The following is a 22,913-nucleotide window of genomic DNA, read 5'->3' as shown; positions in this document are numbered from 1 at the left end:
CCGTCAGGGCAGGTCTGAAACCATCACGAGCATCGTGAGGCTGATCGCGGTGGCGATCAAAATAGCGGATAATCCCATTCGAGCGTCCTTTCATGCTGGCCTTGGACACACCTCCCGGGAAAACCGATGCAGTTTTGATGCCAACTGTCCGAACACGATCCCGAAAAATCGGACCGGTTTTTCGAAAAACATCATGGCTGAACAAAAAGATAGCCGACGAGCCTGCGAAGCAGGATCAGATTCTAGAGCACATGGGTGGCGCCCGGGATCTTCCGCAAGGCCGCGGTTGCGGCCCAGCTCAAGGCCAGCGTCAGAATGAAGACGACGACCGCCTTGAGGATCGCACTCACCTGCATCACCGGCGCCAACGCGAAGTCGTGCAGCGCGTATTGCAGCCACAGCACCGGGATGTAGTGGATCAGGTAGATGCCATAGGCGCTGTCGCGCAGGGGATCGAGGATGCTCGAGCCGTCATTGTCGAAGCGCAGGAACAGCGCGAGGACATTGAGTGTCTGCGCCGCGCTGTAGCACGCGAATGCCAGCGAATAGGCCGTCTCCCACCACAACGGCTGATGGTTCACGTCGGGAAGCACCGAGTGTTTGATGTAGATCAGGCCGATGATGCAGCCATAGGTGGCGATGGTCGCCGCGAGCCATAGCGGCCAGCGCCGCGCCAGCCCGCCATCGCCGGCCAGCACCCCTTCGCCGAAGCCCGCCGCGCCGATGCCGACGCCGGCAAAGAAATACAGCAAATAAAGCAGAATGCGGCTGGCCTGGATCGCGAGCGGGCCGGCCGTGAACCAGCGCGATGCGCCGAAATAAAGCACCGGGGGGACATAGACGACGATTGATCCGATCAGCAGCGCCCAGAAGAACAATCCGGGCCGCGCAAAACTGGCGCGCGACAGCCGGCCGATGGCTTCGACGCATCCGGGGGCTGCGAGGTACACACCGGCGGCGATCACATCGAGCGCCAGCAACACCCAGACAAACCAAGCCGGTCCGCTTGGCCAGGGTCCGACGGTGACCGTCTTCCACCAGAATTCCGCAAAACTGTTTGCGCCGGATACGCGCAGATCGACCGCGTAATAGGCCACCGGCATCAGGATCAGCGCGCAGACGATAAAGGGCAGGCCGAGGCGCCACCAGCGGTCGCGCAGGAACCAGCCGGTTCCCTTGCGCTGCAGGCTGGGCCAGACAAACAGCCCCGACAGGAAGAACATCGCCTCCATGAAGAAGCTGTCGTTGAACGTCACCACGCCGTCGAAGCCCAGGAACGACTGGGGGTCGGTATGGCCGAAATAGGTGTAGGCGATCACCGAATGGTGGATCAGCACCAGCATGGTGATGAAGGTGCGGGCGCGGTCGAGCGCCGCGTTGCGCGCTTTGGCTTTTGGCGCGGCCCGCGTCTGCGCGGGCGCCACTGAACTGGAAATCGAGGTCATCAGCACGCCCGGCGGGGTGTTCTTCCCGATGTTGCCGCCGGGAACCCGATTCAGCAAGGGCAATTGTGGCGATGGCGCGCTTTCACCGCGATGGAACCAGCGCCATTGCTCGAAGTTAGATCAGCGATAAAGCACCGCCGATTCCGCGGGGCGCGAGGCTGGAGAGCGAGCGATGACAATCCTGAAATGGGCGCTGATCTTCTTCCTGGTGTCGGTTGTCGCCGGCATTCTCGGCTTCACCGGCCTGTCCGCCGCGTCGGCGGATATCGCCCGCTTCCTGTTTTATGTGTTCGTCGTGATCTTCCTCGTCCTGCTGATCCTCGGTCTCACGATCTTCAGGATATGACGAAAAACACAAGCGGCCCTCAGGCCCCTTCCTCGATCTTGACCTTGTCGGGATAGAACGCCAGGTGGCCGGAGATTTCCGCCATCGCCGGGAACGGCGTCTCATAGGTCCAGATCGCGTTTTCGATGGTCTTGCCGTCGGCCTTGATGCTGAAATAATTCGCATCGCCCTTGTAGGGGCAGTGCGTCACCCGCTCGGTGCGCGCCAGCAGGGCCAGATTGGCGTCCTGGCGCGGCACATACTGCACGGCCGGGTAGCTTGCTTCCTTCAGCGACAAAGCGTGGGTGGTGTCGGCGATCACGACGCCGCCAGCCGTGACGCGGACGCGCCTGGGGTTCGCCGTAATGGTGATGGGATGGTCGGGACCGGGAAGTTTCATGGTCACTCCTTCTTTGGTCAGCCCGTTGTGATCGCAAGGCACGATCCGGCCGCTTCGATGACGATTGGACCCCGATATAGTGCGAGAAAGCGTGACCTAGAAGGGCGTTCACGCTAAAGTTCCGGCACCGCCCGTGGCGAGGTCGCCACGATTAGAAACGCCGGTCTGGAGAACTGTTCGAAATGCCGATGGACGCCCGCGATATCGAATCGATGATCAAGGCAGCGATACCCGACGCCGAGGTGACGATCCGCGATCTCGCCGGCGATGGCGACCATTATGCGGCGACCGTGATTTCGGAATCGTTCCGCGGCAAATCCCGCGTCCAGCAGCACCAGATCGTCTACCAGTCGCTGCAGGGCCAGATGGGCGGCGTGCTGCACGCGCTGGCGCTGCAAACCGGGGTACCGGAGGGGTAGGTCCTCCGGGATACAGCGCGATGGCCGGGAACAACGAACGCGGCGCGCTGTTTCGCGAAATTCTGCCGCATCAGCACAGCCGCGTCACCTATGCCGAATTGCTGTTCGACCTGGTGTTCGTGTTTGCGGTAACGCAGATTTCGCACACGCTGCTGGGCCGCTTCACCCCGCTCGGCGCGCTGCAGACGACGCTGTTGTTCCTCGCGGTCTGGTGGGTGTGGGTTTACACCTCGTGGATCACCAACTGGCTCAATCCCGAACTGACCCCGGTGCGGGTGCTGCTGTTCCTGCTGATGCTCGGCGGCCTCGTGCTCTCGACTTCGATTCCAAAGGCCTTTGAGTCGCGGGGGCTTTGGTTTGCCGTGGCCTATGCCGGCATGCAGGTCGGCCGCACCATCTTCCTGTTGGTCTCGACCCCGCCGGGCCGGACGCTGGCGCGCATGAATGCGGTCCGCATCCTGGTCTGGCTGTCGATGTCGGCCGTGTTCTGGATCGCGGGCGGCTTTGCGCAAGGGTATCCGCGGCTGGTGCTCTGGTCGGTCGCGCTCGGCATCGAATATCTCTCGCCGGCGGTGAGGTTCTGGATCCCGAAATACGGCGCGTCCTCGGTGGCGGACTGGGTCGTCGAGGGCGGCCACATGGCGGAACGCTGTGCCGGATTCATCATCATCGCGCTCGGCGAATCCATCGTGGTGATCGGTGCGACCTTTGCCGATCTGGCCTGGACCCGCGATACCGTCGTTGCGTTCATGTCGGCCTTTATCGGCGCGCTCGCGATGTGGTGGATCTATTTCCACAAAGGCGCCGAGGCGGGCTCCGAGCAGATTTCAAACTCCGCCGAGCCGGGCCGGCTGGCGCGGTTGGCCTACACCTACCTGCATCTTTTGATCGTGGCCGGCATCATCCTGTCCGCCGTCGCCAACGAACTCGTGTTGACGCATCCGGCCGACCATTCCGATCCGAAGACGGTGCTCTGCGCGATCGGCGGGCCGTTGCTATTCCTGCTCGGAACCATCCTGTTCAAGCACAGCATTCGCGGCTGGCTTCAACCCTCGCATGGCGCCGGCATCGTCGCGCTCGGCGTATTGGCGTTTTTCGCAAGCGCGCTTTCGCCGCTGCTGCTGTCGGTCCTGACCACCGCGATCATGATCGTGGTCGCGGCCTGGGAGTCGATCTCGCTGAAGTCGGGCGCGGCCGGGCCGCCTCGATCCCAGGAGGCCTGAGCACGAGGAAACCTGGTTCGGGAAACTCAGTCGGCCGCCGCCAGCGCGTGAACCGAAAACATGCTGTTGTCGTCGGTCCACGATTCCCGCGTCTTCCAGCCCGAACCGCGCGCCAGCGCGGTGAACCGGTCGAGGCTGTATTTGTAGCTGCTCTCGGTATGGATGGTTTCACCGGCGCGGAACGAAAAACTCCGGCCGAGGATTCGCACGCTCTGCGTCTTCCTGCTGATCAGATGCATTTCGATGCGGTGACGGTCGCGGTTGTAGATCGCGCGGTGGGTGAACGCGGAAAGGTCGAAATTGCCGCCCAGTTCGCGGTTGATGCGCTCCAGCACATTGAGATTGAAGCGCGCGGTGACCCCGGCGGCATCGTTATAGGCCTCATACAAGACGCGCTCGTCCTTTTCGAGATCGACGCCGATCACCATCTGCGCGTCCTTGCCCAGAATGTCGCGGGCGCTGCGCAGGAAACGGCAGGCTTCGTGCGGCTCGAAATTTCCCAGCGTCGAGCCCGGGAAAAATCCCACCTTCGGCATCGCCTTGACGGCGTCGGGCAATGCGAACGGCGCGGTGAAATCCGCGGCGACCGGGTGGACGTCCAGATCGGGGAAGTCCTTGCGCAAGGCATCGGCCTGGGCGTTGAGGAAGTCACCCGAAATATCGACCGGCACGTAGGCGCCGAATGCGCAGATGTTCAGCAGCCGCCGCACCTTGGTGGTGGCGCCGGCGCCGAATTCCACCAGCGCGGCGCCCTTGGGGATAATGGCCGAAATCTCGCGGCCGCGGGCGCGCAGGATTCCAAGCTCGGTGCGCGTCGGATAATATTCCGGCAGTAGCGTGATCTGTTCGAACAATTCCGAGCCGGTGGCGTCATAGAAATATTTCGGCGACAGCCGTTTGGGGGTTTGCGACAAATCGCCGATCACGTCGCAGGCAAACGTCGAGGTCTGTTCATCGAAACGATGCGCTTTAGCCAAAGCCGCGGCGTGAACATTCATGACCGTCTCCCAAAGCGCGCTTCCCCGGCGCGGTTGAATTAAAAAAATTAGGTGGCGTAATCGGCGAGGCGCAATCCCGTGAATTGCCAGCGGTGGTGCGGATAAAAGAAGTTTCGATAGGTCACGCGGCTGTGGCCCGAAGGTGTCGCGAGCGAGGAGCCGCGCAGCACCAACTGGTTGACCATGAACTTGCCGTTGTATTCGCCGAGCGCGCCCTCGATGGCGCGGTAACCGGGATAGGAGGCATAGGCGCTGCGGGTCCATTGCCACACCACCCCGAAGGCGTCGTTGAGGTGGCCGCCGCGGCCTGCGACTTCCCATTCCATTTCGGTCGGCAAATGCTTGCCGCTCCAGCGCGCAAACGCGTCGGCCTCGTAATAGCTGACGTGGCAGACCGGCGCTGTGGGGTCGACCGGCTGCAAACTGCCGAGCGTCATGACCTGCCATTCGCCGTCGACCCGGCGCCAGTAGCCGGGCGCCTGCCATCCTTCGTTGCCGGCGGCGGCAAAGCCGTCCATCAGCCACAGCGTCGGCGTCGCGTAGCCGCCGTCCTGCATGAAGGCGAGCCATTCGGCGTTGGTGACGAGATTGCGCGCCAGCCTGACCGGGCCGACCAAAGCGCGGTGCGCCGGCTTCTCGTTGTCGAAATGAAAGGTGTCGTCGGCGTGTCCGACGGTGTGGATGCCCTCGTTGAGGGTGACCCATTCGCCGCCGGCGCGAGTTTCGTCGCCGCTGCGCGTGGAGGCCGGGAGGCGCCAGGCCGGATCGTAAGCCGGCGGAATCGGGTTTTGCGCAAAGGCGTGCAGGATGTCGGTCAGCATCAATTCCTGATGCTGCTGTTCGTGGTTGAGACCGACTTCCACCAATGGCGCGATCGCCTTGATCGTATCCTCGCCGGCCTCGTGAAAGAATTTCACGACGGCGGCATCGACATGGCGGCGATAGGCGGTGATTTCCTCAGCGCCAGGGCGGGTCAGATGGCCGCGCTGGTGGCGGGCGTGCCGCGGTCCGGCGCTGACATAGTAGGAATTGAACAGGAACGCATAATCCGGGTGAAACGGCTGGTAGCCCTTGCAGTGCTCGCCGAGCAGGAATTGCTCGAAGAACCAGGTGGTATGGGCGCGGTGCCATTTGGCGGGACTGGCATCCGGCATCGACTGGATCAGCTGATCCTCAGGCGTCAGGGGGCCGGCGCGGCGCTCGGTCTCGTTTCGGACGGCAAGGAAGGCTTCCACCAGATCCTGGGCCAGGCTGCCCGAATCGGAGAATAATGACGGGCAGGGGGCAGCGAGCGTGGCTGCAGCGGATGCTGGTTTCGTCACGATAGTCTCCGTTGGGGAGAGAACGTAGCTCTGGCGGACGGGTTCCCCGGCGTCTGTCCTAGATAGGGGCTCCCGGCGGGGATAAAAGCCTCTCCGAGGCTGGGATAAGGGTGCCCGCCGCCCACGCCGGCCCTTGGGTGATCCCGGCGGAAATGCCGCACGCATGCCAGCCTCCCGCCATTTTACTTTGGATGCACAACGGTTTGGGCTACATATATGACAGTGTCGGGGTTTAACGGGGATGCCGGCCCAAGGGGCCGTGCCTCAAAAGGACGCCAATATGAGCATCGAGCAATTCATCGACAATGAAGTGAAGTCGAACGACGTCGTGCTGTTCATGAAGGGGACGCCGCAGTTTCCGCAGTGCGGTTTTTCCGGTCAGGTGGTGCAGATTCTCGATCACGTCGGGGTCGGCTACAAGGGCCTGAACGTCCTGGAATCCGCCGAACTGCGTAACGGCATCAAGACCTATTCCAACTGGCCGACCATTCCCCAGCTTTACGTCAAGGGCGAGTTTGTCGGCGGCTGCGACATCATCCGCGAGATGTTCCAGGCCGGCGAGCTGCAGCAGCTTTTGGCCGACAAGGGTGTCACGGTCAGCGCGGCTGCCTCCGCCTGAACCTGACGGCGCGCCAGATCGGCACGGCGCGGCTGGAAGTCATTGTCGCTGACATTACGACGCTCCGCGTTGACGCCATCGTCAATGCCGCCAATACCTCCCTGCTCGGTGGCGGTGGCGGTGGCGTCGATGGCGCGATCCATCGCGCGGCCGGGCCTAAGCTTCTCGCCGAATGCCGCACGCTGCGGGGTTGCGAGACCGGCGGCGCCAAAATCACCAAAGGTTATCTGCTGCCGGCGCGTCACGTGATCCACGCCGTCGGTCCGGTCTGGCATGGCGGCGGCCGGGGCGAAGATGACGCGCTGGCGTCGTGCTATCGCCGCGCACTCGCACTTGGCCAGGACCACGGCCTTGCCTCGATTGCCTATCCGGCCATTTCCACCGGGGTCTATCGTTTCCCGGCCGAGCGCGCGGCACGGATTGCGGTCGGCGCGATCGCGGAGGCGCTGGCTGCGGCGCCCGCGATCAGCCGGGTTATCTTCTGCTGCTTTTCCGATGACAGCGCCAGGCTGCACGCGCAGGCATTTGCGGAGGTCGGCCGCTAGGATGGCTTTGCCGCCGGCCAGCCGATGATCCAAGTCAAGACCGGGAAGGGCGTAAAAAACTGCAACAGCAAAGCGGCGATCAGGATCGTGGCCGCATAGAACAACATTCCGCGCAGCAGGCGATGTGGCAGCGGCGGATACGGTGGCTGGTTATTGGGCGGCCACGCAAATCTCTCTTCCCAGTCGCGCTGGGGAATCTCCGGAGGCCGGATTCTCTCGAACGGCTCCCAGGCGCGGTAGGCCAGAATGCCGCGCTCGCGCGCGATGGCTTTTCTCAGATAGAGCAGGTTATGGCGTCCGGCAAAATCGACCACCGCCCGGGTCAAGAGGCGCAACAGCCACAGAACCAGCGAGCCCGCGAGATAGACATACGCAATCATGAAGGCGAATGTCAGCCAGGACCGGGTGAAGGATTTTACGGTAAAAATCGCCGAAACCGTTTCCACGGTGGACTCGACGAGCTTGTCGAGGCCGTAGAAGATCTGGCCGAATATCGATTTGTCGTCGGCGGCTTGCAGCCACAGGATCACGGCGATCACGATGGCGAATTGAACGAGGGGGAATCTGACAAGGCCTCGTATCGGAGCTGAAATCAGTTTGATCATCCGGTGAATGCTCCAGCAGACGGCTCGCACGGACCCGCCTCGGATATACCGGGGCGCTTGACGGATATAGCATGATTTGCCGCGGGCACCGGGATGACGCGGAATGGACGGGCTTGTTCCGGCCCTTGTGCCGGGTGAGCCGGCCGCTACACTCCACCTCAGGAAATCCGGGGAGGGATTGTGATGAATTCACGACATGCGCTGAGGTCGCTGATCTCTGGCGTGCTGCTGACCAGTGCGGTTTCGGCTTTTGCGGAAGGCACCTTCGACATTCCGGCGGGCGCGCATTTCAACCGGCAAAAACTCGAGAAGATCGGCGAGTTTTTCCGTAACGAAGTGGCGACCGGCAAGATTCCCGGCGCGATCCTGCTGATCCAGCAGCACGGCAAGCCGGTCTATCACGAATTCTTCGGCGTGCGCGACGTCGCGACCAAGGCGCCGATGACCGATGATACCATCTTCCGGCTGTTTTCGATGACCAAGCCTATCACCAGTGTGGCCGCGATGATGCTGTTGGACGAGCACAAGCTGAAGCTCGACGATCCCGTCGCGATCTATATTCCGTCGTTCGCCACCGCCAAGGTTGGCGTGGAAAAGAAGGCCGAGAACGGCGAGAAAGCCCTTGAGCTCGTGCCCTTGAAACGCCGGCTCACGCTCCAGGATCTGATGACGCAAACCGCCGGAATAACTTACGGCTTCTATGGCGACAACATGGTCCGCAAGGCCTATGCCGACGCCAGGATTTATGACGGCAATTTCACCAATGCCGAATTCGCCGAACGCATCGCGCGTCTGCCGTTGGCGGAACAGCCGGGCACGTTGTGGGATTACGGCCACGCGACCGATATTCTCGGCCGCGTCATCGAAGTCGCGTCGGGCGGAAAATCGCTTCTGCAGGTCGAAAAGGAGAAGCTGCTGGATCCGCTCGGCATGACCAGCACGAGTTTCTATGTGACCGATCCGGCCAAGCAGCAGCTGATCGCCAAGCCGACGGCGAAAGACAGCGACTTCCGCGTCGGCTTCGAAAGCAGCCCGGACGAGCCGATGAAGTGGGAATCCGGCGGCGGCGGCATGGTCACCACCATGGCGGATTTTGCCCGGTTTTCGCAGATGCTGCTCAACGGGGGGGAACTCGACGGCAAGCGATATCTCAGTCCGAGGGCGTTCGAGTTGATGTCGTCGGACCACATCGGGCCAGGTTCCGGCGTGGAGCGTGACTATTTTTATTTTCCCGGTGACGGCTTCGGCTTCGGGCTGGGTTTTGGCGTGCGTACCGATCCCGGCAACGCCAAGCCGCCGCCGCCGGGCTCATTGGGCGAGTTGAAGTGGGACGGCGCCAGCGGCTGCTATTTCGTGATCGACCGCAAGCAGGACATGTTTTTCGTGCTGCTGGAGCAGACGCCCTCGGAGCGCCAGCGCATCCAGAAGGCGGTGAAGCAGTTGATCTATGAAGCGATGGAGAACTGACGGCGCCGACCGAAGGGTTGCGACGGCGCTTGCGTTCCTGGTTGGCGCGGTCGCGTTGGGCTGGCCGAACGCCGGCCGCGCCGAATCTCAAGCGTTCGCTGCGAGATTCTCACAGGAAAAGCTGGCGCGCGTCGGCGATTATATCCGCAACGAAGTTGCGACCGGCAAAATCCCCGGCGCCGTCATCCTGATCCAGCAGCACGGCAGGCCGGCTTATTTCGAGAACTTCGGCGTGCGCGACCTCGAGAGCAAACGCCCGATGACGGCGGATACCATCTTCCAGCTCTATTCGATGTCGAAGCCGATAACGTCAGTCGCGGCGATGATGCTGGTCGAGGACGGCAAGCTTTCGCTCGGCGATCCCGTTTCGAAATATATCCCGGCCTTCGCCGATCTGAAGGTCGGTGTCGAGAAGCGCGGCGACAGCGGCAAGCCACAGCTTGCGCTGGAACCCGTCGACCGTCCGATTACCGTCGAGGACCTGCTGCGGCACACCTCGGGCCTCACTTACGGCTTCTATGGCGACAGCACGGTGCGGAAACTCTATGCCAACTCCGGTCTGTTCGACGGCGATTTCGACAACGCGCAATTTGTCGAGCGGATCGCGAAACTGCCGCTGGCCGAGCAGCCGGGAACGCTGTGGGATTACGGTCATTCGACCGACGTGCTCGGCCGCGTTATCGAGGTGGTGTCCGGGCGGTCGCTGTTCGCGTTTGAAAAGCAGCGCCTGCTCGATCCGCTGGGGATGGCCGATACCGCGTTCTACGTGGCGGATGCGGCGAAGCGGGTATTGATCGCCGAGCCGATGCCGGATGACCGCTTTCTCAGTCCCGTCGCCGGGATCCGGGATCCGATACTGCCGCGGCGCTGGGAATCCGGCGGGGCCGGCATGGTGGGAACCATCGGCGATTACGCGCGGTTCGCACAAATGCTGCTGAACGGCGGGATATTGGACGGCAAACGCTATCTCAAACCCGAAACCGTCGCCCTGATGACATCGGACCATATCGGACCGGAAACCGGAATCGCCCGCGATGATTCCTATTTTCCAGGCAGCGACAGCGGATTCGGACTTGGCTTCGCCGTACGGACCGTGCAACCAGCTGGCACACCCCTGCCGACCGGCGAATATCGCTGGGATGGCGTCGCCGGCACTTTCCTTTTTGTCGATCCGAAGGACGACATGTTCGTGGTCTTCATGGCGCAGACGCCGTCGCAGCGCGGACGGATTCAAACTGCGCTCAAATCGCTGATCTATGAGGCCCTCGATAAATAATAAAGCGGGAGAACAACCATGCTTACCCACGAAAATCGCGTACGCGACGAATTCACCCGCCAGGCCGAAACCTTTTCGACCTCCTCGGCGATCACCGACAAGGCGTTGACGGATCGTTTCGTCGTGGCACTGGGTGATGCGGGACACGGCTCGGTGCTCGACGTCGCCTGCGGTCCGGGCATTCTCAGTGCGGCCATCGCAAGATCGGCGCGCGATGTGGTGGCGTTCGATCTCACGCCGCAGATGCTGGCCAAGGCCAGGCAGCCGCCGGGATGAACAATGTCAGTTTCCGCGAAGGCAATGCCGTCGAGCTGCCCTTTGCAGACGATACATTCGATGCGGTCGTGACGCGGCTGTCTGTGCATCATTTCGACCGGCCTGGCCGCGTGATGTCGGAGATATTCCGCGTTGTCAGGCCCGGCGGCAGTTTTGTCGTCGCCGACGTGATCTCGTCCGAGGTGGCGGCCGAGTCGGAATTGCAGAACGCCATCGAAATCCTGCGCGATCCTTCCCATGTGCGGATGCTGCCGGGCTCGGACCTGACATCGCTGGTGAAGCAAGCCGGCTTTACCATCGAATCCGAAACCAGCTGGGACAAGCCGCGGGAGTTCGGCGAATGGATGGGCATCGTCAACGATCCCTCCCGGGTCCCGCCGCTTCGCGCGGTGGTGCGGGCGCTCGCGAAAGCCGGTGCGTCGGCCGGTATCGGATTGTCAGTTCATGGCGAGGAGATCAGGTTTTTCCACCGCTGGAATCTGATTGCGGCGAGGAAGCCTGGCGGCCAGAGTGGATAGGCTCTCGATAGCCCGTTGACAGCCGCTACTTCTAAAATCCTATAGATAATTCATGCACTGTCATTCCGGGCCCGCGCCAAGAGGCGCGTCCCGGAATGACGGTATACTTACGCGCTCCTTGCGATGTCGCGCACCAGCCCGACCGTCTCCTCGATCATGTCGGCCGTCACATCAAGATGAGTGCAGGCCCTGATACGGCCGTCCATCATCGCGAGCAGCACGCCGCCCTGGTGCAGTTTCGCGACCATGTCGGCCCCGGAGATGCCGGCGCCGTCGGGCTTGAAGAACACAAGGTTGGTCTCGGGATGCTGCACCTCGACGCCGGCGATTTGCGATAGTCCCCGCGCCAGCGCCCGCGCGTTGGCATGGTCCTCCGCCAGCCGGTCGACGTGATGGTCGAGCGCGTAAATGCAGGCGGCGGCGCAAATACCGGCCTGGCGCATCGAGCCGCCGAGGCGCTGCTTCCAGCGCCAGACCTCGTCGATGAATGCCCGCGAGCCCGCGATCACAGCGCCGACGGGAGCGCCCAGCCCCTTGGAGAAATCGAGCCAGGCCGAATCCCATCCTTTCGCCATGTCGATGGCGCTGATGCCGGTGGCGACGCAGGCGTTGAGCAGCCGCGCGCCGTCCATGTGGGTGATGAGGCCGGCGGACTTTGCGATTTCGACGACCTCGTCGAGATCGGCCTTCTTCCAGATCGTGCCGCCGCCGATATTGGCGGTCTGCTCGACGCTGACCACGGTCTGCGGCGGCTGGTAGCGAGTGCGCGGGTGAAGCGCCTTGCGAAGGGCATCGGGCGTGAACTGTCCATCGGCGCCGGGCAACGGCATGATCTGGAATCCGCCAAGGGCGGCGTGCGCGCCGCCTTCGCGGGCGATGATGTGCGCGGTCTCATGCGCCAGGATTTCGTCGCCGGGCCGGCAATGCGACAGGGTCGCCGCCACGTTGCACATGGTGCCGGACGGCATGAAAACCGCGGCTTCCTTGCCAAGCAGACCGGCCACCCGCTCGCACAGCAGGTTCACGCTCGGATCGTCGCCGATCTGCTCGTCGCCGACCTCGGCCCGCGCGATTGTCTCGCGCATGCCGGGCGTCGGGCGGGTCTGGGTGTCCGACAGCAGGTTGATGCGAACCGCCGGCTGCTTTGGATCGCGCGGGGCAGGGGTGTAGGTCATGGTAGGTACTCGCGATGCACCACGTGGTGGCCGGGCATTAGCGCGAAGCGCGTCTTCGCGCCAGATGTCCCGGCTTTCCACGTCTTGCTTGCTTCCGACAATAAGAGCGTGGATGCCCGGGACAAGCCCGGGCATGACGAAAGAAAAAAGGCCCCGGCAAAACCGGGGCCTTCGATCTCGGAATACGCCGAGGGCAAAGCTCAGCGCGAATAGAATTCGACGATCAGATGCGGCTCCATCTGTACCGCGAACGGCACATCCGACAAATGCGGGATGCGGGTGAACTTCGCCGTCATCTTGGAATGATCGACTTCAAGGAAGTCGGGCACGTCGCGCTCGGCAAGCTGGCTGGCTTCCAGCACGACCGCGAGTTGTTTCGAGGCTTCCTTGACCTCGACGACATCGCCGACCTTCAGCTTGAAGCTCGAGATGTTGACGCGGCGGCCGTTCACCTTGACGTGGCCGTGATTGATGAACTGGCGCGCGGCGAACATGGTGGCGACGAACTTGGCGCGATAGACCACGGTGTCGAGACGGCGCTCGAGCAGCCCGATCAGGTTCTCGCCGGTATCGCCCTTCATCCGGCCGGCTTCGACATAAATGCCGTGAAACTGGCGTTCCGAGATGTTGGCGTAATAACCCTTCAGCTTCTGCTTGGCGCGCAACTGCACGCCGAAGTCCGAGAGCTTGCCCTTGCGGCGCTGGCCGTGCTGGCCGGGACCGTATTCGCGTCGATTCACAGGGCTCTTGGGGCGGCCCCAGATATTCTGGCCCATACGGCGATCGATCTTGAACTTCGCCTCACTGCGCTTTGTCATCGCGTCCTCGACAGGTTTGAGTTTTGAGGAAACGCGCCCTCCTGTGCGCCGGGAATTTCCCGGTGCCGACAGGCCCACCCCTGAAAGCTTGAAGGGGACGAACCACGGGTCGCGAAACGCAACGCGGGCCGAAACCGGCCCGCGAGCAGGCGGTTTCTAGGGAGAAACCGACGTTATGTCAATGAAAGAGCCCGGCTTTTAGCGCCAAAATCGGCGTATCGCCGTCAGGTTTCGGCCGCATGAAGCTCCGCCTGCTGCCGCTGGTTGCGCAATTCGCCAGCGATTTCGGCATTCAGCACCTGTTCCAGCCGCGTCAGCGCCTTGGCGATCATGGCCGCATCGGTAATCCGATGATCCCAGCGTATCACGACGTCAATGGTCTGGTCCTGTTCCACCACGCCATAACTGAGGATAAACGGCCCTGGGCTGAGCGGATGAAGTTCGCCGGCCCCATAGGCGGCGACCGAGGTCACCCCGAAACTGCCGAACCAGTTGGCCCGCTGACGCCCGAAATTCCGGCCGAATAACCACATCAGACGGCGAAGCGGCAGCGGCAGCCGCGTCATCCGCAATATCTTTGTGAACGACGGTATCTGCTCGGCTGGGGCGTCTTTGGCTTGCCGGATCACCGCATCCACCATCGTCAACGGGAGGCCGTCGGCTTCGTTGACCTTCAGCATAAGGACGCAATCCCGGCCGTCTTCGATGCGCGCGATCGCAATCATGGCGATGCTGACCGGCAGTTCATAAAAGTGCGGCCACGGCCATTTGGAGTAGAGCGTGCGCAGCACTGGCTCATCTTTCGCCACCAGACAGAACGCCTTGACGAAGATCGCCGCCCAGCCGGGCCGCTGCACCGCAGCTGCGCGGGCTTCGAGCAGTTGACGAACGTCGAGAGGTCGCCGCAACGAAACAAAGGGCACACCGATCGACGCATGCATGAGATCGATGATGAAACGGCGCGGCATTGAGATTTTTCGAACCGTTCCGCGCATCGTTCCACTCAGTTTCCGCTAACAGCAACCGGCGGGCCTGATTGCCCGACCGCCGGTATCCGATCTAGCACGAACCGGCCGGCCCGAGGCCAGATGGTTCTATGGCGCGGGCGAGGCCAGCGGCCTGGTTTGGTGCAAGATATAAAATAAAGTATTTTCAATGGTTTGATGCCATAACCTTCAGCGTTTGATCCCCTCAAAACTCGCCGCGATGCCACGGGCAAACAGCGACCAGTCGAAACCAAGCGCCAGTGCCAGATAGCCTCGGTCGATCATCTGGTTGGCTTGTTCAGCGCTGCGCGCCACCCCGCCGATCGGAACGCCGCTCTTGAGAATGCCGGTTTCAGCGCGCGCCATCAGCGCAAGCACTTCGGGGTCGTCGGCGCGGCCGCATTTGCCGATGCTGGTTGCAAGGTCGCCGGGTCCGATCACCGCGACGTCGATGCCCGGGGTTGCCATGATCTCGTCGATGCGGTTGACGGCTTCGACATGCTCAATGGTGATCATGCAAATCATGTCGTCGTCGGCGCTCGCGATGTAGTCCGGCATCGAGACGCCCCAGCGAAACGGCGCGTGAAACGGCCCCCACAGCCGCTCGCCGCGCGGCGGGTAACGCACGCTGCGCACGGCTTTTTCGGCATCTTGGCGACTGCAGATCATCGGAAAATTGATTCCGAGCGCGCCGATATCCATCGGTGCCTTGGCGAGCCAGGGCTCGTTGGCGGCAATCCGTGCCAGCGGAACGCAGGGCGTGCCTGACGTGGCCGTTATCATCGCATGCGCCGAACCCATCTCGATCGGACCATGCTCGAGATCGATGATGATCCAGTCGAGCCCTGAACGCGCCATGATCTGCACGGTCTGAATGCTGGGAATTGTCGCAATGGCTCCAAACGTGGGGCGCCCCTCGCGCCATTGCTTGCGGAGACGATTGAGGGGTGGAGGCTTGGTGGTGGTGGTCAAATCGGGAACTCCGTTCGACGGCGTGACCGGTCGCCGGGAAGGCTAGCAGCGCGACAGGATGCGGAAAAGGCCGATGGTGATCAGGCCGGGATGCGGCCGCCGAAGAACGGCATCAGCGCCTGGCTCAGCGTGTGCGGCCGCCTCGAGGTGAAAATCATTTCGGCACCGGCATGATCGGCCTCGCCGCTGGCCGGCCTGAGCAAATCCGAAACCCGCCGGGCGATCGCAGGCGCAGGATCGATCCAGTCCACCGGCCATGGCGCGAGACGGACGAACCGATCCATCAGCAGCGGATAGTGGGTGCAGGCCAGCACGACCGTGTCGGTGCGCGCCGGATCGCCTGCGCCGTTTCCGACAAAACATGGCGCGAGTTCGGCAAATATCTCGCGATCGCCGACGTCGTTGCCGCTCAATGCCGCTTCCGCCAGCGCGGCGAGATCCGCCGAGCCTACCAGCGTGACTTCGCAGCCTTGTGCGAAATCGCGGATCAGCGCCTTGGTGTATTCGCGCTTGACGGTGCCCTTGGTGCCGAGCACCGAGACGCGCTTGGTTTTCGAACTCGCGCAGGCCGGCTTGATCGCAGGCACGGTGCCGACGAAGGGAAGCTGATATTTGGCGCGCAGGTGCGACATCACCAGGGTCGAGGCGGTGTTGCAGGCGATCACGACCAGGTCCGGAGCGTGGGCGGTGATCAGTTCGCCGATCAGCGGCACCACCCGGGCGATGATCTGGTCCTCGCTGTGGTGGCCGTAGGGAAAGAACGCGTCGTCCGCGACGTAAACATAATGCGCGTCGGGCCGTGCCCCGACGATTTCACGCAATACCGTGAGGCCGCCGAGGCCGGAATCGAACACGAGAATCGTCGGAGGTGCCGGCACGCCGCGATCCTAGCCGATCCGGGGTTACCATTCAGTTGTTTTTGGAATGATTCAAATCGCTTTGGCGACGGCTGAAAGCTATCAGGGCACGCCGCCGGACCGGCAGGCCGAGACTTTCCAAGAGGCCGCGCAAAACATGATTCGAAACACGACCTCGGGCTGGGGCAGCGTCAGCAGGTGGTTGCACTGGATTTTGGGCGCCGCGATCGTCGGCATGCTGGCCTATGGCTGGTGGATGAATCATATGCCGGCGCGCGCGGACCGGGTTATTTATCGCTCCATTCATGCCGATATCGGCTACGTGGTGCTCTTGCTGATGGTGGTTCGGCTGATTTGGCGCAGCGTCAATCCGGCGCCGGCGTTGCCGGCCGATACGCCGCGCTGGCAACGGATCGCAGCGCGTATCAGCCATTGGGCGCTGTATCTCGTCACCATTCTGGTAGCGACGTTGGGCTGGGCGCATTCCGGCGCACACAAGCCCGATTATGCCGACTGGTTCGGGCTGTTTCGCGTGCCGCAGATCACCTCGCCCGACAAGGCCGCTGCCGACGCCTTTGAAGAACGCCATATCTTCATGGCCTATGTGCTGCTGGCGCTGATCGCGATCCATTTCGCCGCGGCGTTATGGCATTACTTCATCAAACGCGATCGGGTCATGGCGCGAATGATCGACGGTGAGCCGGGACAGGAAGGCGCTACACCGGCAGCAACGGCCGATGCGGCGTAGCCGGTAACTCGACGCCGATTGCATCGGCCGGCCGAACGTCGCCGTCTGCGACCACGATGCTCATGATCCCGGCCTTGCGGACCAGGTTGCCGTCGGCATCCCTGTCCAGCGTTGCCGCCATCAGGCCTTTCCGGAAATGATCGATCTGGATGCAGGGATTGCGCAGGCCGGTGATTTCGACCACCGCGCTTGCGCCTAGATGCAGCCGCGTGCCGGTCGGCAGTGCCAACAGATCGATGCCGGCCGTGGTGATGTTCTCACCGAGGTCGCCGGGCTTTACCGCAAAGCCTTTTGCGCCCAATTCGTCGAACAGTTCGGCATGCAGCAAATGCACCTGGCGCAGGTTGGGCTGGGTCGGATCCTTGCGGACGCCGGAACGATGCTTGACCGTCTCGCCCAGATGGGCGTCGCCGTCGACGCCCAATCCGGTCAGCAGGCGAATACAAAGAGACGGTGTCTTGCTGAAGTGATGGCCGGAACGAAGGCTGACTGCGACGACGCTGCCCATCGGTCGACTAGCCTGTCCCGAACACGCGCTTGAAGATGGTGTCGACGTGCTTGAAGTGATAGCCGAGATCGAATTGCGCGGCGATCTCGGCGTCGGTGAGAAACTTCTTCACGTCGGGGTCCTTTTTCAACAGCGTCTGGAAATCGCCTTCGCCGCGCCACACCGGCATCGCGTTGCGCTGCACGAACTTGTAGGCGTCCTCGCGGCTGGCGCCTTTTTGCGTCAGCGCAGTCAGGATACGCTGCGAATGAACGAGGCCGCCGAGACGGTCGAGGTTCTTCTGCATGTTGGCAGGGTAGACCAGCAGTTTCTCGATCAGGCCCGCGAGGCGATTGAGCGCGAAGTCCAGCGTCACCGTGGCATCGGGCGCGATCATGCGCTCGGCCGACGAATGCGAGATATCGCGCTCGTGCCAGAGCACGACATTCTCCATCGCCGGCGTCACATAGGCGCGCACCATGCGGGACAGGCCGGTGAGATTCTCCGACAGCACCGGGTTGCGCTTGTGCGGCATCGACGAGGAACCCTTCTGGCCCTCCGAGAAAAATTCCTCGGCTTCCAGCACTTCGGTGCGCTGCAGATGGCGGATCTCGGTGGCGAGACGTTCGACCGATGACGCGATCACGCCCAGCGTGGCAAAATACATCGCATGGCGGTCGCGCGGGATCACTTGGCTCGAGATCGGTTCCGGCACCAGCCCCATGGCCTTTGCGACATGCGCTTCCACGCGCGGATCGATCTGGGCGAAAGTGCCGACCGAGCCCGAAATCGCGCAGGTCGCGACCTCCTTGCGGGCGGCGATCAGCCGCTCTCGGGCGCGAGAAAATTCCGCGTAAGCGAAAGCGAGTTTCAGCCCGAAGGTCACGGGCTCGGCATGAATGCCGTGGGAGCGGCCGATGGTCGGCGTCATCTTGTGCTCGAAGGCGCGCTTCTTCAGCGCCGTCAGCACCTTGTCGACATCGGCGATCAGGAGATCCGCCGCGCGGGTCAGTTGCACGTTGAGGCAGGTGTCGAGCACGTCGGAGGACGTCATGCCCTGGTGCACGAAACGCGCCTCGGGGCCGACGATTTCGGCGAGATAGGTCGTGAAGGCGATGACGTCGTGATGGGTCTCGCGTTCGATCTCGTCGATCCGCGCGACGTCGAAGGTCACATTCCTGGCCTTGGCCCAGATCGTCTTGGCGGCTTCCTTCGGGATCACGCCGAGTTCCGCCTGCGCGTCCGCCGCATGCGCTTCGATCTCGAACCAGATCCGAAAGCGCGTCTGCGCCTCCCAGATGGAAGCCATTTCCGGGCGGGTGTAGCGGGGGATCATCGAAGACTCGTGGGGCAAGGGATTACGCTGCGCTTTAGCAGAGCGGCCCGGGTCAGACAAACGCCGGCTCGGGCGGGTATTGCGCCAGCCATAGCGATGCGCGCGTTCACGAAATATTGACTGACAGATATTGTAATCTGTCAGTACGATGTGCTATATGCAATGGACGCCAGCGAGGCGTCACCGTGCGTCGGCGGCTGATCACCGCAGAACCCGGACTTGAAGAGGACTTAGCCATGACGATCGAGATCATTTATCTGACTGCACAAATCCAGCGCTGGCTGAACCAGCGCGTGGCCCGCCATCTTGCCGCTCAGGCCGAGAAGCTCGCCCGTTAGGTAGGGACGGCCATGACCCGCCACCAGATCGTAGAGCTCGATAGCGAGAAACAGACGGTGCGCAAATGAACGAAACCCTGGTTTTGACGCCTGAACGGATTCTCGAGGTTACCGAGGACGTGCTGCGGCGCTATGGGCTGGCGAAAGCCACGGTGGTAGACGTGGCGCGTGCGCTCGATGTCAGCCACGGCAGCGTCTACCGGCATTTTCCCAGCAAGGCCTCGCTGCGCGAGGCGGTGGCAAAGCGCTGGCTCGACCGCGTCAACGCGCCGCTGCAAAAGATCGCGGAAGGCGCCGGGCCGGCCCCGGCCAGGCTGGAGCACTGGCTGCGCACCATGATTGCGATCAAGCACAAGAAGGTGTGCGACGACCCCGAGATGTTCGAGACCTATCTGACGCTGGCGCAGGAGGCGTGCAAGGTGGTGAAGGCGCACAAGGACGGTCTGGTCGATCAGATTGCGCATATCCTGTCCGACGGCGTCGAGCAGAAGGTATTCGAGGTCGCCGACCTCAAGGCATCGGCACGCGCGCTGTTCGACGCCACCAGCCGCTTCCATCACCCCGCGCATGCCGAGGAATGGAACGATCCGGCGCTGCCGGCGCGGATCGACACCGTGATGGCGCTGCTGCTGCGGGGCCTCGAAGCGCCGCGTAAGCGCTGATCTTCCTCCCGCGCCGCGCGCGATCGCGCCGTGCGATTGCCTCCCTCCGCCGCGATGTTGTTTGATGTCCATCAAATCCGGTTCCAGCCGGGCCGTTATCGTGCGGGTGGAGGAAAGCGTGCTGCTGGCAATTTTTGCGGATATCCATGCTAATCGGCAGGCTTTCAGCGCCTGCCTCGATTTTGCGCGCGCGCACGGCGCCGAACGCATGATTTGCCTCGGCGATTACGTCGGATACGGCGCCGATCCGGAGTGGACGGTCGAGACGGTGATGGGCCTCGTCGACAACGGCGTCATGGCCGTGCGTGGCAACCATGACAACGCCGTCGGCACTGTTTCTGAAACGATGAACGCCGAAGCGCAGGCCGCGATCGAATGGACGCGCGGCAGGCTGAGCGCGGCGCAGCGGCGTTTTCTGGCAGAGTTGCCGCTGACGCTGCGGGAGGATGATCGCCTCTACGTTCATTCCGAAGCGAGCAGTCCGGCGAAATGGCGCTATGTCCAGAACAGGTCGGATGCCGCCTTGAGCATCTCGGCGACCAACGCCCACGCGACGTTTTGCGGCCATATCCACCGGCCGGCTCTCTATTCAATGTCTGCCGCCGCCAAGATGACGAGCTTCGTCCCGACATCGGGCGTTCCGGTGCAACTGCTTGGGGGAAGACGCTGGCTGGCTGTTCTGGGTTCGGTGGGACAGCCTCGCGACGGCAATCCTGCAGCCAGTTTTGCCATGTTCGACACCGGCTCCCGCGAAATCACCTATTGCCGCGTGCCCTACGACGCCGAAGCGGCTGCGAATCGAATTCGCGAAAATGGTCTGCCGCCCTGGCTGGCCGAGCGGCTGTTGGTCGGAAGGTGAGCGATGGTCAAACCCTCGAATGAACCGGGCGCGGTCATAGATGGCTTCACGCTCGGGGAGTGCGCCCATCGCGGCGGCATGGCGACGCTATGGACGGTGACGCGCCCTGACATCGCGGTGCCGCTGTTGATGAAGGTTCCCCGGGTCTCCGAGGGCGAGGATCCGGCCGCCATCGTCAGTTTCGAGATGGAGCAGATGGTCCTGCCGCGATTGTCGGGCCCTCATGTACCGCAATGTTTCGGCACCGGCGATTTCGCGCGGCAGCCCTATGTCGTGATCGAGCGCATCCCGGGCAAGACGCTGTACGGCCGGTTGAGCGATCTGCCGATCCCGTACCAGGAGGCGAGGGTGCTCGTCGGCAAGATCGCGAACGCGCTCGCCGACCTGCACCGGCAGAACGTCATTCATCACGATATCAAGCCGAGCAGCATCATGCTTCGCCCCTCGGGGGAAGTTGTTCTGATCGATTTCGGATTGTCGCATCACAATCAATTGCCCGATCTGCTGCAGGAAGAATTCCGGCTGCCGTTCGGCACCGCGCCGTACATGGCGCCCGAGCGGTTGCTCGGGGTGCGCGACGATCCGCGCAGCGATCTGTTTTCGTTGGGCGTGCTGCTTTACTTCTTCACCACCGGCGTGCGGCCGTTCGGCGAGACCGAGACCATGCAGGGCATGCGGCGGCGGCTGTGGCGCGACCCGCATCCTCCGCGCAAGCTCAGGGCGGATTATCCCCCTTGGCTGCAGGAGATCGTGTTGCGCTGCCTGGAGATCGAGCCGGCATGGCGCCAGCCTACGGCGTCGCAACTGGCATTCGAACTCGGGCATCCCGACCAGGTCAAACTGACCGCGCGATCGGAGCGCCTGAAACGCGATCCGATGAGCACCGTGCTGCGCCGCCGCTTCAATCGCGGCCTGACGCAGCCGAAACCGAAAGCCGATCTTGCGGCGCAACTGGCCTCGAGTCCGATCGTGGCCGTGGCACTCGATACCGGGGAGGGGTCCGGCGCCCTGAACGACGCCATGCGCGTCACCGCCGGCAGAATTCTCTCAATACTGCCGTCCGCGCGGCTGGCGTGCCTGAACGTGCTCAAACTCGGCCGCGTCACCATCGACAGGACGCTGGATGAGCAGGGCAACAACAAGCACATCGATCGGCTGGTCGCGCTCAGGCATTGGGCGCAGCCGCTGAAGCTGGATGACAGCAGGCTGACGGTGCATGTGCTCGAGGCCGTCGATCCCGCTGCGGCCATCCTGGAATTCGCCGAAGTCAACAATGTCGATCATATCGTCATCGGTGCGCGCCAGAATTCGCTGGTGCGCACGCTGCTCGGCAGCGTTTCCGCGAAGGTGGCGGGCGAAGCGGCCTGCAGCGTTACCGTGGTGCGAGCGCCCCGGCTGGCATCGCGCCACCAAGCGGAAAGTGCCAACGATAAGCCGCTGGAGGCGAGAGCCTAGATCGCTTCTCCGCGCGCCGTTGCCGCAGCACCGCGGATCGCGGAGATATTGGCCTTGTAAGACGCCATGGTGCCGCCCTTGAACACCGCGGAGCCGGCGACGAAGGCGTTGGCGCCGGCGGCTGCCAATTGGCCGGACACCGCCGGGGTGACGCCGCCGTCGACCTCGATGTCGATCGGCCGGCCCGCGGTCATCGCCCTGAGGTCGCCGATCTTGCCGAGTGCCGATGGGATGAAGGCCTGGCCGCCGAAGCCGGGGTTGACCGACATCACCAGCACCAGGTCGATCATGTCGATCACATATTCGATGGCGCTGATCGGCGTGCCCGGATTGAGCGAGACGCCGGCCTTCTTGCCGAGCGCGCGGATCGCCTGCAGCGAGCGATGCAAATGCGGACCGGCTTCGGCATGCACCGTGATGTGATCGCAGCCGGCCTTGGCGAAGGCTTCGAGATAGGCGTCGCAGGGCGCTATCATCAGATGGGCATCGAAGATTTTCTTGCTGTGCGGACGCATCGCCTTGATGACATCGGGGCCGAAGGAAATGTTGGGAACGAAGTGCCCGTCCATCACGTCCAGGTGAATCCAGTCGGCGCCGGCTGCATCGACGGCGCGCACCTCTTCGCCAAGCCTGGCGAAATCCGATGCCAGGATCGAGGGCGCGATGACGAGGGGGCGTGGCGCAAATTGTTGAGACATACAGGCTTTCCCGAGGCAATTCGAGGCGTGCCGGACGGCTTCGCGTAACATGCGCCAAGCCCGGCGGCAATGCGCGGCAAAGCA

General features: G+C 62.9%; 24 protein-coding genes and 1 pseudogene. 12 read left to right on the top strand and 13 right to left on the bottom strand.

What is annotated here, in order from left to right:
- Positions 1 to 242: 242 nt before the first annotated feature.
- Complete coding sequence (locus E7813_RS02100; protein WP_291570392.1) at positions 243 to 1,445, bottom strand: acyltransferase; 1,203 nt, start codon at positions 1,443 to 1,445, stop codon at positions 243 to 245.
- Between the two features lie 172 nt (positions 1,446 to 1,617).
- Between E7813_RS02100 and E7813_RS02095 the strand changes: the two genes are divergently transcribed.
- Positions 1,618 to 1,791 carry a DUF1328 domain-containing protein gene (locus E7813_RS02095; RefSeq protein WP_291570367.1) on the top strand — a complete coding sequence of 58 codons (174 nt, stop codon included), beginning with the start codon at positions 1,618 to 1,620 and terminating at the stop codon, positions 1,789 to 1,791.
- 19 nt (positions 1,792 to 1,810) lie between these two features.
- On the opposite strand, the gene E7813_RS02090 is transcribed toward E7813_RS02095, so the two are convergent.
- Complete coding sequence (locus E7813_RS02090) at positions 1,811 to 2,170, bottom strand: DUF427 domain-containing protein (RefSeq protein WP_291570365.1); 360 nt, start codon at positions 2,168 to 2,170, stop codon at positions 1,811 to 1,813.
- 182 nt (positions 2,171 to 2,352) lie between these two features.
- On the opposite strand from E7813_RS02090, the gene E7813_RS02085 reads away from it, so the two are divergent.
- On the top strand, positions 2,353 to 2,589 hold the full coding sequence (locus E7813_RS02085; protein WP_291570363.1) for a BolA family transcriptional regulator: 237 nt from the start codon (positions 2,353 to 2,355) through the stop codon (positions 2,587 to 2,589).
- A gap of 20 nt (positions 2,590 to 2,609) precedes the next feature.
- Positions 2,610 to 3,812, top strand: coding sequence for a low temperature requirement protein A (locus tag E7813_RS02080; protein WP_291570362.1), 1,203 nt, complete (start codon positions 2,610 to 2,612; stop codon positions 3,810 to 3,812).
- Between the two features lie 26 nt (positions 3,813 to 3,838).
- On the opposite strand, the gene egtD is transcribed toward E7813_RS02080, so the two are convergent.
- Together egtD and egtB are read right to left on the bottom strand one after the other, a co-directional pair.
- On the bottom strand, positions 3,839 to 4,810 hold the full coding sequence (gene egtD, locus E7813_RS02075) for an L-histidine N(alpha)-methyltransferase (RefSeq protein ID WP_291570361.1): 972 nt from the start codon (positions 4,808 to 4,810) through the stop codon (positions 3,839 to 3,841).
- Positions 4,811 to 4,857: 47 nt separating this feature from the next.
- On the bottom strand, positions 4,858 to 6,132 hold the full coding sequence (egtB, locus tag E7813_RS02070) for an ergothioneine biosynthesis protein EgtB (protein ID WP_291570360.1): 1,275 nt from the start codon (positions 6,130 to 6,132) through the stop codon (positions 4,858 to 4,860).
- Between the two features lie 280 nt (positions 6,133 to 6,412).
- Between egtB and grxD the strand changes: the two genes are divergently transcribed.
- Positions 6,413 to 6,751 (top strand): Grx4 family monothiol glutaredoxin, encoded by a 339-nt coding sequence (grxD, locus tag E7813_RS02065; RefSeq protein ID WP_291570358.1) that lies wholly within the window; start codon positions 6,413 to 6,415, stop codon positions 6,749 to 6,751.
- Positions 6,748 to 7,296 (top strand): O-acetyl-ADP-ribose deacetylase, encoded by a 549-nt coding sequence (locus E7813_RS02060; RefSeq protein ID WP_291570391.1) that lies wholly within the window; start codon positions 6,748 to 6,750, stop codon positions 7,294 to 7,296. The genes grxD and E7813_RS02060 overlap by 4 nt, the downstream gene beginning before the upstream one ends.
- On the opposite strand, the gene E7813_RS02055 is transcribed toward E7813_RS02060, so the two are convergent.
- A complete protein-coding gene (locus E7813_RS02055) occupies positions 7,293 to 7,901 on the bottom strand; it encodes a hypothetical protein (RefSeq protein ID WP_291570356.1) in 609 nt (202 codons plus the stop codon). The two genes, E7813_RS02060 and E7813_RS02055, sit on opposite strands and share 4 nt — an antisense overlap.
- Before the next feature lie 183 nt (positions 7,902 to 8,084).
- Here E7813_RS02055 and E7813_RS02050 point away from each other — a divergent pair, with 183 nt between their 5' ends.
- The 3 genes and pseudogenes from E7813_RS02050 (at position 8,085) to E7813_RS02035 (ending at position 11,438) form a co-directional block, all read left to right on the top strand.
- On the top strand, positions 8,085 to 9,368 hold the full coding sequence (locus E7813_RS02050; protein WP_291570354.1) for a serine hydrolase domain-containing protein: 1,284 nt from the start codon (positions 8,085 to 8,087) through the stop codon (positions 9,366 to 9,368).
- Positions 9,349 to 10,644 (top strand): serine hydrolase domain-containing protein, encoded by a 1,296-nt coding sequence (locus tag E7813_RS02045; protein WP_291570352.1) that lies wholly within the window; start codon positions 9,349 to 9,351, stop codon positions 10,642 to 10,644. Before E7813_RS02050 ends, E7813_RS02045 begins: the two co-directional genes overlap by 20 nt.
- 18 nt (positions 10,645 to 10,662) lie before the next feature.
- Positions 10,663 to 11,438: pseudogene (locus E7813_RS02035) on the top strand (class I SAM-dependent methyltransferase).
- A gap of 107 nt (positions 11,439 to 11,545) precedes the next feature.
- Here the strand turns inward: E7813_RS02035 and E7813_RS02030 are convergent.
- The 5 genes from E7813_RS02030 to murI form a co-directional block, all read right to left on the bottom strand.
- Positions 11,546 to 12,613, bottom strand: coding sequence for a threonine aldolase family protein (locus tag E7813_RS02030; RefSeq protein ID WP_291570350.1), 1,068 nt, complete (start codon positions 12,611 to 12,613; stop codon positions 11,546 to 11,548).
- Positions 12,614 to 12,813: 200 nt separating this feature from the next.
- Positions 12,814 to 13,431, bottom strand: a complete 618-nt coding sequence (gene rpsD / locus E7813_RS02025) for a 30S ribosomal protein S4 (protein ID WP_291570349.1) — start codon at positions 13,429 to 13,431, stop codon at positions 12,814 to 12,816.
- 224 nt (positions 13,432 to 13,655) lie between these two features.
- A complete protein-coding gene (locus tag E7813_RS02020; RefSeq protein ID WP_291570348.1) occupies positions 13,656 to 14,426 on the bottom strand; it encodes an acyltransferase in 771 nt (256 codons plus the stop codon).
- Between the two features lie 180 nt (positions 14,427 to 14,606).
- Positions 14,607 to 15,389: an aldolase/citrate lyase family protein gene (locus E7813_RS02015; RefSeq protein ID WP_291570347.1), complete on the bottom strand. Its 783-nt coding sequence runs from the start codon at positions 15,387 to 15,389 to the stop codon at positions 14,607 to 14,609.
- Between the two features lie 80 nt (positions 15,390 to 15,469).
- Positions 15,470 to 16,267, bottom strand: coding sequence for a glutamate racemase (gene murI / locus E7813_RS02010; protein ID WP_291570346.1), 798 nt, complete (start codon positions 16,265 to 16,267; stop codon positions 15,470 to 15,472).
- A 136-nt stretch (positions 16,268 to 16,403) separates the two neighbouring features.
- Here murI and E7813_RS02005 point away from each other — a divergent pair, with 136 nt between their 5' ends.
- Complete coding sequence (locus E7813_RS02005) at positions 16,404 to 16,994, top strand: cytochrome b (protein ID WP_291570390.1); 591 nt, start codon at positions 16,404 to 16,406, stop codon at positions 16,992 to 16,994.
- Here E7813_RS02005 and E7813_RS02000 read toward each other — a convergent pair.
- Complete coding sequence (locus tag E7813_RS02000; protein ID WP_291570345.1) at positions 16,963 to 17,502, bottom strand: MOSC domain-containing protein; 540 nt, start codon at positions 17,500 to 17,502, stop codon at positions 16,963 to 16,965. The two genes, E7813_RS02005 and E7813_RS02000, sit on opposite strands and share 32 nt — an antisense overlap.
- A gap of 7 nt (positions 17,503 to 17,509) precedes the next feature.
- Positions 17,510 to 18,817 (bottom strand): adenylosuccinate lyase, encoded by a 1,308-nt coding sequence (gene purB / locus E7813_RS01995; protein WP_291570344.1) that lies wholly within the window; start codon positions 18,815 to 18,817, stop codon positions 17,510 to 17,512.
- A gap of 403 nt (positions 18,818 to 19,220) precedes the next feature.
- On the opposite strand from purB, the gene E7813_RS01990 reads away from it, so the two are divergent.
- From E7813_RS01990 to E7813_RS01980, 3 genes are all read left to right on the top strand, one after another.
- Positions 19,221 to 19,817 (top strand): TetR family transcriptional regulator, encoded by a 597-nt coding sequence (locus E7813_RS01990; protein ID WP_291570343.1) that lies wholly within the window; start codon positions 19,221 to 19,223, stop codon positions 19,815 to 19,817.
- Between the two features lie 118 nt (positions 19,818 to 19,935).
- The gene (locus E7813_RS01985) at positions 19,936 to 20,676 is read left to right on the top strand and encodes a metallophosphoesterase family protein (RefSeq protein ID WP_291570388.1); all 741 of its coding nucleotides are present in this window, start codon (positions 19,936 to 19,938) and stop codon (positions 20,674 to 20,676) included.
- Positions 20,677 to 20,679: 3 nt separating this feature from the next.
- The gene (locus tag E7813_RS01980) at positions 20,680 to 22,131 is read left to right on the top strand and encodes a bifunctional serine/threonine-protein kinase/universal stress protein (RefSeq protein ID WP_291570342.1); all 1,452 of its coding nucleotides are present in this window, start codon (positions 20,680 to 20,682) and stop codon (positions 22,129 to 22,131) included.
- Here the strand turns inward: E7813_RS01980 and rpe are convergent.
- A complete protein-coding gene (gene rpe / locus E7813_RS01975; RefSeq protein ID WP_291570341.1) occupies positions 22,128 to 22,829 on the bottom strand; it encodes a ribulose-phosphate 3-epimerase in 702 nt (233 codons plus the stop codon). The genes E7813_RS01980 and rpe overlap by 4 nt on opposite strands.
- Between the last annotated feature and the right edge of the window lie 84 nt (positions 22,830 to 22,913).

Origin of the sequence: Bradyrhizobium sp. (assembly GCF_004799405.1) — a bacterium.
Taxonomy (GTDB): domain Bacteria; phylum Pseudomonadota; class Alphaproteobacteria; order Rhizobiales; family Xanthobacteraceae; genus Bradyrhizobium.
Note: the sequence above shows the minus strand (reverse complement) of the source record. Positions and strands in the feature narration are given on the sequence as shown.

Bases quoted from the DNA above. Each gene is read 5' to 3' on its own strand.
- E7813_RS02100 (WP_291570392.1), bottom strand. From the start codon at position 1,445: ATGACCTCGATTTCCAGTTCAGTGGCGCCCGCGCAGACGCGGGCCGCG.
- E7813_RS02085 (WP_291570363.1), top strand. From the start codon at position 2,353: ATGCCGATGGACGCCCGCGATATCGAATCGATGATCAAGGCAGCGATA.
- rpe (WP_291570341.1), bottom strand. From the start codon at position 22,829: ATGTCTCAACAATTTGCGCCACGCCCCCTCGTCATCGCGCCCTCGATC.
- E7813_RS02080 (WP_291570362.1), top strand. From the start codon at position 2,610: ATGGCCGGGAACAACGAACGCGGCGCGCTGTTTCGCGAAATTCTGCCG.
- purB (WP_291570344.1), bottom strand. From the start codon at position 18,817: ATGATCCCCCGCTACACCCGCCCGGAAATGGCTTCCATCTGGGAGGCG.
- E7813_RS01980 (WP_291570342.1), top strand. From the start codon at position 20,680: ATGGTCAAACCCTCGAATGAACCGGGCGCGGTCATAGATGGCTTCACG.
- E7813_RS02020 (WP_291570348.1), bottom strand. From the start codon at position 14,426: ATGCGCGGAACGGTTCGAAAAATCTCAATGCCGCGCCGTTTCATCATC.
- E7813_RS02030 (WP_291570350.1), bottom strand. From the start codon at position 12,613: ATGACCTACACCCCTGCCCCGCGCGATCCAAAGCAGCCGGCGGTTCGC.
- E7813_RS01990 (WP_291570343.1), top strand. From the start codon at position 19,221: ATGAACGAAACCCTGGTTTTGACGCCTGAACGGATTCTCGAGGTTACC.
- E7813_RS02055 (WP_291570356.1), bottom strand. From the start codon at position 7,901: ATGATCAAACTGATTTCAGCTCCGATACGAGGCCTTGTCAGATTCCCC.
- E7813_RS02090 (WP_291570365.1), bottom strand. From the start codon at position 2,170: ATGAAACTTCCCGGTCCCGACCATCCCATCACCATTACGGCGAACCCC.
- E7813_RS02095 (WP_291570367.1), top strand. From the start codon at position 1,618: ATGACAATCCTGAAATGGGCGCTGATCTTCTTCCTGGTGTCGGTTGTC.
- E7813_RS02050 (WP_291570354.1), top strand. From the start codon at position 8,085: ATGAATTCACGACATGCGCTGAGGTCGCTGATCTCTGGCGTGCTGCTG.
- E7813_RS02005 (WP_291570390.1), top strand. From the start codon at position 16,404: ATGATTCGAAACACGACCTCGGGCTGGGGCAGCGTCAGCAGGTGGTTG.
- egtD (WP_291570361.1), bottom strand. From the start codon at position 4,810: ATGAATGTTCACGCCGCGGCTTTGGCTAAAGCGCATCGTTTCGATGAA.
- E7813_RS02045 (WP_291570352.1), top strand. From the start codon at position 9,349: ATGAAGCGATGGAGAACTGACGGCGCCGACCGAAGGGTTGCGACGGCG.
- grxD (WP_291570358.1), top strand. From the start codon at position 6,413: ATGAGCATCGAGCAATTCATCGACAATGAAGTGAAGTCGAACGACGTC.
- rpsD (WP_291570349.1), bottom strand. From the start codon at position 13,431: ATGACAAAGCGCAGTGAGGCGAAGTTCAAGATCGATCGCCGTATGGGC.
- E7813_RS02000 (WP_291570345.1), bottom strand. From the start codon at position 17,502: ATGGGCAGCGTCGTCGCAGTCAGCCTTCGTTCCGGCCATCACTTCAGC.